Source organism: Actinoplanes sp. NPDC024001, assembly GCF_040638955.1.
GTDB lineage: Bacteria > Actinomycetota > Actinomycetes > Mycobacteriales > Micromonosporaceae > Actinoplanes.
Window position 1 is genome coordinate 15,872 of sequence record NZ_JBEZZB010000137.1, and the last position, 12,221, is coordinate 28,092.

At 73.2% G+C, this 12,221-nt stretch carries 14 protein-coding genes; 8 read left to right on the forward strand and 6 right to left on the reverse strand.

Translation table 11 applies throughout. The features are described from left to right. The first annotated feature begins 148 nt into the window (after positions 1 to 148). From AB0F81_RS37935 to AB0F81_RS37945, 3 genes are all read left to right on the forward strand, one after another. On the forward strand, positions 149 to 679 hold the full coding sequence (locus AB0F81_RS37935; protein WP_360205686.1) for a sigma-70 family RNA polymerase sigma factor: 531 nt from the start codon (positions 149 to 151) through the stop codon (positions 677 to 679). A gap of 86 nt (positions 680 to 765) precedes the next feature. Next, a complete protein-coding gene (locus AB0F81_RS37940; RefSeq protein ID WP_360205689.1) occupies positions 766 to 966 on the forward strand; it encodes a hypothetical protein in 201 nt (66 codons plus the stop codon). Positions 967 to 977: 11 nt separating this feature from the next. Beyond that, positions 978 to 1,856, forward strand: coding sequence for an alpha/beta hydrolase (locus tag AB0F81_RS37945; RefSeq protein ID WP_360205692.1), 879 nt, complete (start codon positions 978 to 980; stop codon positions 1,854 to 1,856). Between the two features lie 61 nt (positions 1,857 to 1,917). Here AB0F81_RS37945 and AB0F81_RS37950 read toward each other — a convergent pair whose 3' ends face one another. From AB0F81_RS37950 to AB0F81_RS37965, 4 genes are all read right to left on the reverse strand, one after another. Beyond that, positions 1,918 to 3,522, reverse strand: coding sequence for a tannase/feruloyl esterase family alpha/beta hydrolase (locus AB0F81_RS37950; RefSeq protein WP_360205695.1), 1,605 nt, complete (start codon positions 3,520 to 3,522; stop codon positions 1,918 to 1,920). Positions 3,523 to 3,607: 85 nt separating this feature from the next. Next, entirely contained in the window at positions 3,608 to 4,969 is a 1,362-nt protein-coding gene (locus tag AB0F81_RS37955) for an FAD-binding oxidoreductase (RefSeq protein WP_360205697.1), read from the reverse strand. 77 nt (positions 4,970 to 5,046) lie between these two features. Next, positions 5,047 to 5,859, reverse strand: coding sequence for an alpha/beta hydrolase (locus AB0F81_RS37960; RefSeq protein WP_360205699.1), 813 nt, complete (start codon positions 5,857 to 5,859; stop codon positions 5,047 to 5,049). 31 nt (positions 5,860 to 5,890) lie between these two features. Beyond that, positions 5,891 to 6,619: an alpha/beta hydrolase gene (locus AB0F81_RS37965; protein WP_360205702.1), complete on the reverse strand. Its 729-nt coding sequence runs from the start codon at positions 6,617 to 6,619 to the stop codon at positions 5,891 to 5,893. A 118-nt stretch (positions 6,620 to 6,737) separates the two neighbouring features. Between AB0F81_RS37965 and AB0F81_RS37970 the strand changes: the two genes are divergently transcribed. From AB0F81_RS37970 to AB0F81_RS37980, 3 genes are read left to right on the forward strand one after another with little or no spacing between them, the layout of a single operon-like run. Next, positions 6,738 to 7,325, forward strand: a complete 588-nt coding sequence (locus AB0F81_RS37970; protein WP_360205705.1) for a hypothetical protein — start codon at positions 6,738 to 6,740, stop codon at positions 7,323 to 7,325. Between the two features lie 23 nt (positions 7,326 to 7,348). After that, positions 7,349 to 8,302, forward strand: a complete 954-nt coding sequence (locus tag AB0F81_RS37975; RefSeq protein ID WP_360205708.1) for a helix-turn-helix domain-containing protein — start codon at positions 7,349 to 7,351, stop codon at positions 8,300 to 8,302. A 50-nt stretch (positions 8,303 to 8,352) separates the two neighbouring features. Beyond that, the gene (locus tag AB0F81_RS37980) at positions 8,353 to 9,390 is read left to right on the forward strand and encodes a UDP-glucose--hexose-1-phosphate uridylyltransferase (RefSeq protein ID WP_360205711.1); all 1,038 of its coding nucleotides are present in this window, start codon (positions 8,353 to 8,355) and stop codon (positions 9,388 to 9,390) included. On the opposite strand, the gene AB0F81_RS37985 is transcribed toward AB0F81_RS37980, so the two are convergent. Together AB0F81_RS37985 and AB0F81_RS37990 are read right to left on the reverse strand one after the other, a co-directional pair. Continuing rightward, a complete protein-coding gene (locus AB0F81_RS37985; RefSeq protein WP_360205713.1) occupies positions 9,387 to 10,520 on the reverse strand; it encodes a hypothetical protein in 1,134 nt (377 codons plus the stop codon). The genes AB0F81_RS37980 and AB0F81_RS37985 overlap by 4 nt on opposite strands. 38 nt (positions 10,521 to 10,558) lie before the next feature. Next, entirely contained in the window at positions 10,559 to 10,915 is a 357-nt protein-coding gene (locus tag AB0F81_RS37990; RefSeq protein ID WP_360205716.1) for a nitroreductase/quinone reductase family protein, read from the reverse strand. Positions 10,916 to 10,921: 6 nt separating this feature from the next. On the opposite strand from AB0F81_RS37990, the gene AB0F81_RS37995 reads away from it, so the two are divergent. Further along, positions 10,922 to 11,371 carry a hypothetical protein gene (locus AB0F81_RS37995; protein ID WP_360205719.1) on the forward strand — a complete coding sequence of 150 codons (450 nt, stop codon included), beginning with the start codon at positions 10,922 to 10,924 and terminating at the stop codon, positions 11,369 to 11,371. A 24-nt stretch (positions 11,372 to 11,395) separates the two neighbouring features. Beyond that, positions 11,396 to 12,221, forward strand: an 826-nt coding sequence (locus AB0F81_RS38000) for a hypothetical protein (protein ID WP_360205722.1), incomplete at its 3' end; no start/stop codon positions are given.

Sequence of the window (12,221 nt, forward strand, 5' to 3'; positions counted from 1 at the left end):
CTGCGAACGGGCGGCACGCGTGACGCGTGCCGCCCGAGCCGTTTCGGGCCGACGCCCGGGTGTTCACCAGGGCACCGCACTGGCGCGGCGCGGACGCTCCGGAACGGACGCTGAATCCGTCACCTGCCACCACCCTGGGGGGATTCACATGAGCCCGGCCACGCCCGCCGACCGCCTGACCGACATGCACACCCGGTACGCGCCGCAGCTGCTGCGGTATCTGTCCGGCTTCACCGGCGGCAACCCGCAGAGCGCCGAGGACCTGCTCCAGGAGACGATGATCCGGGCCTGGCGGCACCTGGACACCCTGCCCACCGAGCCCGAGCAGACGCGCCGCTGGCTGTTCACGGTGGCGCGCAACGTCGCCATCGACGCGATCCGGCGCCGGCACGCCCGCCCACCCGAGGTGGATCTGGGCGACAACGACGCGAACCTCGAAGCCGGGCCCGACGACACGTCCGGCACGGTGGTGGCCGTCGACTCGCTGCGCTCCGCGCTGCGCGGCCTGAGCACGGCGCACCGGCGGATCCTCAACGAGCTCTACGTGCAGGGACACACCGCGGACGAGACCGCGCGGCGCCTGGGCGTGCCGGTCGGCACGGTGAAATCGCGGGCCCACTACGCCCTGCGCTCGCTGCGAGCGGCCGTCACCGGGCACGCCTGCGAACCGGCCCGGTGACGTGCGTCGCCCTCGGTGAACCGGGCGCCTTCGCATGCGTCCTTGCGGTCGGAGGCTTCTCCACAGCCTCCCGGAAGGAATCGATCATGCTGGCTCCCCGCATCGCACCGCTCGCCGTCGTCGCCGCCTTCGGGCTGGCGTTCACCTCGGCGTGCGACGGCGAGAAGACCGTCGCCGACGCCGCCGCGGCCACCGCGACCGGACCGGATCCGTCCGGCCGGTCGCTCACCCTTCCCGAACGGCAGTGGGTGGAACTCGTCCCGGCCCGCCGCTCCGCTCTCGCCTGAGGAGGCTCCTGATGAGCAATGCCGGACCACACCCGCTGGCCCCGGGTGTCCACGTCGTCGACGTCGACGGGGTCGCCCAGCGCTACCACGTCCGCGGCCAGGGCGCCGCGGTGCTGGTCGCGATGCCCGGCGGCCCTGGCGTCGACTGGGACTCGCTGCTGATACCGCAGGTCGAGCGGCACCTGACGGTCGTCTACGTCGAGCCGATCGGCACCGGCGAGTCCGGGCGGCTGCCCACCCACCCGTACGGCTACCGCCGGGACGTCTACGCCCGCGCCCTGGACCGGATGATCACCGAACTGGGCCGGGAGAAGGTCTACCTGCTCGGCCACTCGCACGGCGGCTTCGTCGCCCAGTACTACGCGTCGCGGCACCCGCAGCGGCTGGCCGGCCTGGTCCTCTACGACTCCGCCCCGGTCACCGGTGCGGAGCAGGGCGAGGAGAGCGCGCGGCAGGTCGCCGCGTTCGCCGCCCGTAACGAGGGCAATCCCGAGCTGCCCGGTGTGCTCGCCGCCCTGCAGTCGGTCGGGTCGATCACCGACGACGACCGGCTGACCGAGGCGTTGCGGGGGCTGCTCCCGGCGTACTTCGCGCACTACTGGGAGCGGGAGGTGGAGTTCAAGGCGCTGCGCGACCGGCTGCGGGTCAGCTACATCGCCGACCCGGGGCTGGTGCAGGACCGGGAGCTGCTCGCCGGGCTCACCGTGCCGACGCTGATCATCGCCGGCCGCTACGACGTGGTCTGCGGTGAGCGCTGGGCCCGGGAGATGTTCGACCTGGTGCCCGGCTCGAAGCTGCTGCTGCTGGCGGAGAGCGGCCACCTCGGCCACGTCGAGGAGCCGGAGCGGTTCGCCACCGCGGTGACCGATTTCGTCGCCGCCACCCAGTAGCACCGCGAAAGACGAAGCGGCCCCCGGGGTTTCCCCGGGGGCCGCTTCCTACTGGCAGGGATCAGGCGCGGGCGCAGCGGTAGCTGGCGGCCGACGCCGGGTCCCCGTGGCCGGTGTACCGGGCCACGTTCGGGTACGGGCAGGCGTTACGGGTGATCGACTTGCCGTCGGCGCCGGTGGTGGCGGTCGCCAGGGTGGCCGGGGCCTGACCCTTCTCGACCCACGTGACCAGCGCGCCCAGCGGGTCGACCGCCTGCGGGCCGGTGCCGCCCTGGCAGTGGTCCACACCGGGCAGCAGGAACAGCCGGTAGAAGTCGTTCACCTTGGCGTTGCCGCCCATCAGGCGCTCGACGCGGTTGCGGTAGTCCACGGTGCCCTGGGTCGGGATCAGCTGGTCGCTCTGGCCCTGCCAGGTGAGCAGCTTGCCGCCGGAGTCGCGGAAGGCGCGCAGGTTCGGGTCGTCGGTGCCGATGACCGAGTTGAACTGCTTGCGCGAGGAGGCGAACAGCTTCCCGAAGTCGCGGTAGGTGAGGTTGCGGGTGTCCAGCGCCGGGTTGCGGGTGACGAAGTACTTGACCCAGTTGTCGGCCACGAAGAACGGCTGGGCCGGGTTCGCCAGGTAGGTCGCGATGTCGGCGCCCTTGTTCGGCCCGTACCAGAGCTTGCCCGGGCCCTGCCAGATCTTGCGGATGGCCTCGGCCTCCGCCTTGGTGATGGTCTGGGTCTGCCCGTCGCAGACGACCGTGGTGCCGACCAGCGTGCGCGGGTCCCAGGCGCACTTCTGCGGGTTGTCGATGATGTTGTCCTTGACCCCGTCGAGGGTGTCGCAGGCCTTCACCACGGCGGTGTTGAAGGCGCCGATCTCACAGGCGCTGGGCGCGACGTTCAGCTCGTTGTAGACCACCGCCGGCCAGATGGTGGCGACCGCGAACCGGTCCCAGTTGATCGCCGGCGCGTTGGCGAGGATGCCGTCGTAGTCGTGCGGGTAGCGCTGCGCCTCCAGGTAGCCCTGGCGGCCTCCGGTGGAGCAGCCGTTCCAGTACGAGTAGGTGGCCGGCTTGCCGTAGAAGGTCTTCGTCACCTGCTTCGCGACCACGGTCATGTCGTGCAGCGACCGCGAGGCGAAGTCGGTGAGCAGACCCTGGTCCAGGGATCCGTCCGGCTTGATCGCCCAGGTGGTGTCCAGCACGTTCTGGCTGACGCCGGCGTCGGTGACGGCGGCGACGTAACCGTTCTTGACCGCGGTGACGGTCTCCGCGCCGTTCAGGTTGCCGGCCTGGTAGGCGCTGCCGCCCACGGCCTGCAGCCGGCCGCTCCACTTCGCCGGGTCGCTGGGCAGCGACACCTTGACGGTGACGTGGTCGCCGGCGCCCGGGTGGGACAGCGTGACGTTGATGTCGCAGAAGGCCGGCACGTCGGTGACCGGGGCCGGCGCACCCAGCGGCGGCTGGTCCGGGAAGGTGACGGTGCCGCCGGGGTTGGCGACGGCCCGCACACCCTCCACGGTGGCGCCCGGTGGCGCGGTGACCGGTATGGCGGCACAGGCCGTGCCGCCGGCGGCGGTGGCGCCGGTGGTGGTGGTGCCGACGGCGTTGGCGGCCATCGGCGCCAGCGCGGCGGAGAGCGGAAGGACGGTGGCGGCGATGAGGATCAGTCGTCGTCTCATGCACAGCACTTTCACAGCCGGGGCACCGGGCGCGAGCCAGGGAAGGACCCTGGTCGGGCCCGGGTGCCCCACCCGGTGTGCCCGGTCACACCGGCCGGATGCTGTGGTTCATCCGGAACATCGAGGTCGGGTCGTAGCGCCGCTTGACCGCCAGCAGCCGGTCGTAGAGCTCCGGCCCGTAGACCACGCGCAGCTGCGCCGGGTCGGTTGCCTCGTCCGGCGCCAGGAAGTTGACCATCTGCCGCCGGTCCGCCCACGGGCGCAGCGCGCCGATCAGAGCTGCCAGGTTGCCGGCCTGCCGGGCCAGGTCGTCCGGCGTGGCCAGTGCGAACGCGGTGAGCTGATACGGCAGGCCCCGGCTGGGCACCGAGTCGGGAGTGGCCGGTGGGCGGTCCAGCGCGCCGCCCAGGGCACGCACCTCGACGCTGAGCAGGTCGGGCCCGGCGTGCCGGATCAGCTCGGCCAGGGTCTCGTCGGCCAGCTCGGCCAGGCCGAGGCTGCGGTGCAGCACCGGCGCCGGCTCGGTCGGGTCGTTGTGCAGGACCGCGGCCACCGGGTACGGCACCTCGGCCACCGTGTCGAGCAGGGCCGGCGCCACCGCCCGCATCGGCTCCAGCAGGGCCGTGCCGATGCCGGCCGGACCGTCGTAGGCGTAGCGCAGGTGCACCACGTGGGCGCCGCGCAGCATCGGCGGCAGCACCTCGAACGGCGGCAGCCACTGCACGGCGAACGAGGTGGTGGCCTGCTCGGGCAGCGTCGCCGCCCAGTCCCGCCAGGCCGGCAGCAGCCGCTCGGTGGCCGCGCCGGGGAAGTAGATGCCGCCACCGACCACCGTGGCGGCCGGGAACAGGCCGATCTCCATGCCGGTGACCACGCCGAAATTGCCCTTGCCGCCGCGCAGCGCGGCGAACAGGTCCGGCTCGTGCGCGGCGTCGACGGTACGGGCCCGCCCGTCCGCGGTGACGATGTCGAACGAGGTGACGTGGTCGGAGGCGTAGCCGTACCGGCGGCTGAGGATCGGGCCCTGACCGCCGCCGAGCACGTAGCCGATGGCGCTCACCGTGGTCGCCGAGCCGCTCAACGGGGCCAGGCCGGCGCCGGCGGCCGCATCGATGACCTCCTGCCAGCGGGCCGCGCCGGTGATCCGCGCGGTCCGCCGCCGCGCGTCGATCGTGACGCCGTTCATCCGGTCGAGAGTGATCAGCAGCGCGCCGGCCGCCGAGTGGGTCTGCAGGTGCCCGCCACCGCGCACCGCGACGGCCAGGTCGTTCGCGCCCGCGAACCGGACGGCGGCCTGCACGTCGGCGACCGAGGCCGCGCCGACGGCGGCGTCCGGGGTGAGCGGTTGCAGCAGGTGGAAGGTGAAGCACTCGCCGGCGTATCCGGGGTCGCCGGGCAGGAACAGGGTGCCGTCGAGTTCGCCGGCCAGTTTTCCGAAATCGGTCATGTCTTCTGGGACGGCCGAACCGCCCCCGGGTTCAGACCCGAGGGCGGTTCAAGATGTGAGTAATGCCCCGCTATGGCTCAGGGGTTCTCGCGGGCCGCCCGTTCGATCAGCGCGGCCGTGGTGCCCGGGTGCGAGGCCAGCACCAGGTGCGACGCACCCTTGACGCTGACCGTGGTGGCCTTCGCCCGCTGGGCCATCCAGTGCTGGGCGGCCGGCGGGATGTTGCGGTCCGCCTCCGGGATCAGGTCGTAACTGGGGATGCTCTTCCAGGCCGGGGCGCCGGCCTGCGGCTCGGCCAGCGCGCCGGCGTCGATCGGCCGCTGACCGACCGCGAGCAGCTTCGCCTCCCGCAGCGGCAGATCCGCGGCGAACTGCTGCGGGAACAGCGCCCGGTCGATGTAAAGGTCGGTGCCGCCGCCCGGCACCGCGACCTGGTGCAGGGTCGAACCCAGGGTGCTGCCGGGGAACTTGTTCGACAGCCCGCCCGCGGTCTCCCCGGTGTCCGGCAGGAACGCGGCGACGTAGACCAGCGCCTTGACGTCCCTGTCGCCGGCGGCGGCCTCGGTGATGACGTTGCCGGCGTACGAGTGGCCGGCCAGCACGATCGGGCCGTCGATGTCGTTCAGGACCGAGCGGACGGTCGCCGCGTCCGAGGCGACCCCGCGCAGCGGGTTGGCGACCGCGACCACCGGATAGCCGTCCTTCTGCAGGCGGCTGACCACGCCGTTCCAGCCGCTGGAGTCGGCGAACGCGCCGTGCACCAGCACGACGGTCGGTTTCTGGCGGTGCGGACCGCCGCTGTGTGCCTCGGCGACGGCCGGGCCCAGCCCGGTGAGCGTGCCGGCGGCGATGACGACGGCCACGGCGGTGGCGAGGGTGGGGCGCTTCATCAGCTTGTCTCCTTCGGCTTCGGTGGAAAGGTCAGGCGCGGACGGCGGAGACGGCCTGCAGGATGGTTCCGGCGACCGCCTCGGGCTGGGAGACCGGCAGGGCGTGGCCGGCGCCGGGCACCTCGGTCGTGGTCCGGCCGCCGGCCCGCTCGGCCATGAAGCGCAGCGCCTCGGCCGGGATGTTGCGGTCGGCCGAGCCCCAGACGAACCAGCTGGGCAGCGTGCGCCAGGCCGCCTGGCCGCCGCTGAGGCCCTCGGTGAGCGCGAGCTCGGTGACCGGGCGCTGGGTGGCGGCCATCAGCGCGGCCCCCGCCGGGTCGGCGTCGGCGGCGAACTGCTGAGCGAACTTCGCGGTGTCGATCGACAGCTCGTTGCCGCCGCCGGAGAGCGGGCGGGCGACGACCGCGTCGCCGAGCGTGCTGCCGGGGAACTTGCCGGACAGTTCGAGCGCTGACTCGCCGGTCTCCGGGGCGAACGCGGACACGTAGACCAGGCCCCGCACCGCCGGATTGCCGGCCGCGGCCTCGGTGATGACCTGACCGCCGTACGAGTGGCCGGCCAGGATGACCGGGCGGCCGAGGGACGCCACCACGTCGCGCAGGTAGGCGGCGTCACCGCGCAGGCTGCGCAGCGGGTTGGCGATCGCGGTGGCGCTCACCCCCTCGGCGGTGAGCTCCTGGATGACGGCGTTCCAGCTGGCCGACTCGGCGAACGCGCCGTGCACGAGGACGACGACCGGCTGCTGGGCGAGATCGGACATGGCTCTTCTCCTTCAACGGATGCGGTGTAGCGGGTCTGCTCAGCAGCCTGGTCCGCCCGGGGCCGGCGGCCCCCCCGGGAGGTTCACTGGTCGGGCGCCGCCCGTACCCTGGCCCGTTGTGATCTTGGAACGTGGAACCTGGGGGCGCGTCGCCGCGCTGCTCGCCGCAACCGTCGCGTTGTGGCTCGTGGTGGGGGTGGCCGGCGCGCTCGGCACCTGGCTGTGGTGGCTGGTGGCGGCCGTGCCGATGGCCGCGTTCGTCGCCGGGCCGTTCCTGCTGTACCGGGTGAGCGCCGGACGGACCTGGCCGACCTGGGTGGCCTTCCTGCCGGTGCTGGTGCTGCTGATGACGGCGCTGGCGGTGCCGGGTGATCTCTACATGCGCACCGAGGGCACCCCGGCGGCCGCGACGGTGGCGGAGGCCGTCTGCGCGGAGACCCGCGAGGGGCGGTGCCTCTACAGCTACACCCTGCGTGACCAGGACGGACAGGAGTTGGCCGGAGACTTCCGGGACACCGTCGAGTATCCGCCGGGCAGCCGGATCGACGTGGTCACCGACCCGCGGGGGATCTTCGGCCCGCGGCTGGCCGTCGACGTCCAGAGCCGGGTCTTTGAGGTGATCACCCTGATCGCCTTCGGTCTCTACGCGCTGATCGCGCTGATCGCGGGCTTCGTCGGTGACCGTCGCCGCCCGCGCGAGGCCTGAAGCTGCGGCGTTAGGGTCGCGCCATGCAGATCGTGGCCGTGCTCGCCCTCGACGGGGTGATTCCCTTCGACCTGTCCACCCCGGTGGAGGCCTTCGGCCGCACCCGCCTGCCCGACGGTGACCCGGCCTACGACGTGCGGATCTGCGCGGCTGCCCGGGAGGTCGACGCGGGGGCGTTCCGGCTGCGCGCCCCGCACGGGCTGGAAGCTCTCGACGTCGCGGACACGATCATCGTGCCGGGGGTGGGGGAGGGTGCTCCGGCCGTACCCCGCAAGGTTGTGGAGCGACTGCGTGCGGCCGCGGACCGCGGCGCCCGGATCGCCTCCATCTGTACCGGCGCCTTCGTGCTCGCCGAAGCCGGCCTGCTCGACGGGCTGCGCGCCACCACCCACTGGGTCGCCGCCGCCGAGCTGGCCCGCCGCTTCCCCGGGGTGGAGGTCGATCCGAACGTGCTCTACGTGGACAACGGGCAGATCCTCACCTCGGCCGGCGCGGCCGCCGGGCTCGACCTGTGCCTGCACCTGATCCGCCGGGATCACGGCGCCGCGGTCGCGGCCATGGCGGCCCGGCTGTCGGTGATGCCGCTGGAACGCGAGGGCGGGCAGGCGCAGTTCATCGTCGCCGAGCTGCCGCCGGTGCCGCGCGGCGCCACCATGGAGCCGCTGCTGGCCTGGCTGGAGGAGAACGCCGAGCGCAACCTGACCATGCCGCAGATCGCCGGCCGGGCCGGGATGAGCGTGCGGACGCTGAACCGCCGGTTCCGCGAGCAGACCGGCACCACGCCGCTGCAGTGGCTGCACCGCGCCCGGATCCGCCGCGCCCAGCACCTGCTGGAGGCGAGTTCGGAGCCGGTCGAGCGGATCAGCGAGCGGGTCGGTTTCGGCTCCCCGACGGCGTTCCGTGACCAGTTCAAGCGGGTGGTGGGAGCCAGCCCGCACGCCTACCGGCACACCTTCCGGGCCCGCCGGCAGGGCTGAGCCGCCGCGTTTCGCGGTGTCCCGTCCGCAGCGGTATCACACTGGAGACTGTGACCATCGTGAACGAGGCGCTGCCGACCGGCCCGCACCGGCGGCTCAACCAGCTCACCGGCGAATGGCTGCTGGTCTCGCCGCAGCGCACCGCGCGGCCATGGCAGGGCCAGGTCGAGGAAACCGCCCGGACGACCCGGCCCGCCTACGACCCGGACTGCTACCTCTGCCCCGGCAACACCCGAGCGGCCGGGGCGGTGACCCCGGTGTACGAGTCGACGTTCGTGTTCGACAACGACTTCGCCGCGCTGCTGCCCACCGCGGCCGACGACCCGCCCCGCCCGGACGACCTGCTGGTGGCGCAGGCCGAGCGGGGCATCTGCCGGGTGGTGTGCTTCGACCCCCGGCACGACCTGACCCTCGGCGGCATGGACGCCACCGCGATCCGCCGCGTCGTGGACACCTGGGCCGACCAGACCCTCGACCTCGGCGGCATCCCGTGGGTCGGCCACGTGCAGATCTTCGAGAACCGCGGGGCGATGATGGGCGCCAGCAACCCGCACCCGCACGGCCAGATCTGGGCCAACGAGCGCCTGCCCGGCGAGCCGGCCAAGGAGCTCGAACGGCAGCGGGCGTACGCCGCCGGCGGTGGGTGCCTGCTCTGCGACTATCTGCGGGTCGAGCTGCGCGGCGGGCAGCGGATCGTCTGCCGCAACGACGAGTTCGTGGCGCTGGTGCCGTTCTGGGCGGTGTGGCCGTTCGAGACGCTGGTTCTGCCCCGGCGCCATCACAACGCCGTCCCCGACCTGGACGACGCGGCCCGCGACGGCTTCGCCGACCTGCTGCAACGGCTGACCTCGGGGTACGACCGGCTCTTCGGTGTGGAGTTCCCCTACACGATGGGCCTGCACCAGCGGCCGACCGACGGCGCGGCCCATCCGGAGTTGCACCTGCACGCCCACTTCTATCCGCCGCTGCTGCGGTCGGCGACGGTGCGCAAGTTCATGGTCGGCTACGAGCTGCTCGGCCAGCCGCAGCGCGACATCACCGCGGAGAGCGCGGCCGAGCGGCTGCGCGAGGTGGTCGCCGGAACCTAACCGCCGTCGTGGCGCTCGATGAGCGGCGTGCCCCAGGCGAAACCGTCCGGCGTCTGGGTGGCGAGGGCGGTCACCGACCAGGTCGCGTTCGTGCCGGGGATGTGGGCGGTCGCGGTGCCGGCGATGAAGACGCCGGTCAGCGGGGCGCCGCTGACCTCGGTCCAGGCGGTGCCGTCGAACCGGGCGTACCGGGTGGTGGCCGGGTTGGCGCCGACGATGGAGCCGATCCACTGCGGCCGGCCGGCGCGGTCCGGCGTGATCGAGACGTTCTGCTCGATGGTCGTGGCCGGGGTCCGCTGCGTGACGTCCCACGCGGTGCCGTTCCAGTGCCCGATCCACGGCTGGGTCAGCGACAGGCCACCCGGGCCGCGGATGTCGGCGGCCCCGGCCGCCCACAGGTCGCCGGTGCCCGCCACCAGCACGTCGTTGATCACCGAGACCGGGGCGGCGGTGGTGACGGTGGCCCAGCCGGTGGCGGTCCGGCGTGCCACCAGGCCCAGGTCCTGGCCGCTGCCGCGGTCCTGGCCGGTCACCCACACCCCGCGCCAGGTCACCCGGACGCCGGCCAGCCGCCCGGTCTCCATCGGGGGCGGCACCGGGCGCCACACCGAGCCGTCCCAGCGCAGGACGACCGGGCGGTCACCGTCGTAGCCGACCAGCCACGCGGACCCGAGCGGGCCGGCGGCGACCGTGCGCAGCGCCACCGTGGCGCTGCCCGGGACGGGCGCCTCCCGCCACTGCCGCCCGTTCCAGCGCAGCAGGCGGGACCGGCCGGTGGTGTCCTCGCCGACCGCCCAGGCGTCGAGCCGGGAGGCGGCGGCAACCGAATGCAGCACGCCGTTCCAGGGCAGCGCGGGCAGCGGCGACTTCGTCCAGGCGGCGCCGTCCCAGCGCAGGATCAGTGGGGTGCCGGCAGTCCGGCCGGTCACCGCCTCGCCGCCGACCGCCCAGGCGTTCGCCGGGTCGGTGGCGGTCACCCAGCGCAGCATCGCGGGTGAGGTGACCGAGGCCGGCAGCGGCACCTGCTGCCAGTCGGTGGCTTCGGCTGCGGCAGCGGGGCCGGCGGTGACCGCGGTGGGGAGCAGCACGGTCGCGGCGGCCAGGACGGCGGTGACTCGGCGCGCACTCATAACCATCGATGTTCGCACACCCGCGCCGGCCGGCGGGGTCAGTCCAGTTCGATCTCCACGAGCGGGCTCCCGGCGATCCAGCTCTCCAGGCTGCCCGCCCAGTCGAGCTGCGGCACGATCTCCCCGAACACCCGGGCCCGCTCCTCCGGGTCGGTCACCGCCCGGCCCCGGACGTGCAGGTCCTGATCCTTCAGGTGCAGCGTGAACTCGGGGTGGGCGACCAGGTTCGCGTACCAGTCGCGGGCTCCCGGGCTGCCGGTCAGCCAGTAGCGGCCACCCGCCAGATACCGCCAGGTCTCGATCCGCCGCGGCTGCCCGCTGCGCCGCCCGATCGTCGTGATGTCCACCGTCAACTGCCGGTCCAGCGCCGCGCGCGCTTCGTCCGTCACCGCCATCCGCCCATGCTGCAACCTCAACCGGACTTCACCGCAAGCGCCGGTGGTGGGGTCGCCGGGGTGGGAGCAAGGGTGACGTCGGCGGTGGTCGCCGAGGGCACGGCCGAGGCGATCGGCGGCTGGATCCGGCGCACGGCCGAGCGGTGGCCGGACATCCGGCCGATCATCCGCATCGGGCGGGACGCGGCCGCCGTCGAGCCCGATCTGACCGACATCGTCGAGCGCTGGCTGGACGAGGCGGTCAGCGACGTCGAGGACGGGCTGAACCGGGCAGACCGTTTCGACCCCGGGGTGCGACACTTCCGCGGTGTGCTCGCCATGGCGCAGCTGGACTACGTCGCGCAGAACTGGGCCGGGTCGGACTGGAAGATCGACCGCGACCGGATGCTCGACGAGCTCACCGACAGCTGGGTCCGCCTGCTCGGGGTTGCGGGGCGCACGCAGACTCGTGAGTAACGTCCGGCCTCGGGGAGTGCGGCAGTGGCGACGTCATGTGATGCGGTTGACTGGAGCCCGATAGCCTCGGCCGGCTCGCACGCGCAACTGGCCGGTGTGGTCGCCGGTCTGGTCTTCGCCGGGATCGTCGTGATCCTGGAGCGCCAGGGTCAGGGCCGCCGGCCGGCCGAGGCGCTGACCCTGTTCGTGGCCGGTTTCTTCACCTTCGCCCTGGACGGCTTCTTCTTCGGCGTGGTCGCGGGTGAGCGCACCTGCCCGCGCGCCTGGACCGAGACGATGATCGCCGCCGGGCTGCTGGGGTACGGCGCGCTGAGCCTGTTCGTCGGCGTGTCCTGGTTGCTCTACTCGCTCGATCGCAGCAGCTCGACCCCGTTCCGGGTCACCCGGGTGATCGTCTACGTCCTGGCGTTCATCGTGGTCGCGCAGCTGAACGCCACGGCCCGCGACTACCTGCGCGACGTCCGGCCGGGCGGTGAGTTCGCCTGGCTGGACCGGGTGCTCAGCATCGGGCTCGTCGTGATGACCGCCATGATCCTCGCCCATGTCCTTCTCGCCCGCCGGCTCGGCCGGTGGAGCCGCCGCAACGCGGCGGTCGCCGCCTATCTGGCCGTCGCCTACGTGCTGGTCTGCGCGATGTCGTTCGGGCTGCTGACGGTGGTGGAGACGGAGTACTGGTCGGCCGGCACCAAGCCCGTCGTCTACATCAGCGCGACCCTGGTCTCGGTGATGTTGCCGACCGTTGTGGTGATCGTCCACCTTCTCGCCCTGCCGACGCCGGAGCGTCCGGTGCCCGCTGAGCCGCCGGCCGAGCGGCCCGCCGAGCGGCCGGCCGAGTCGCCCGCCGAGCGGC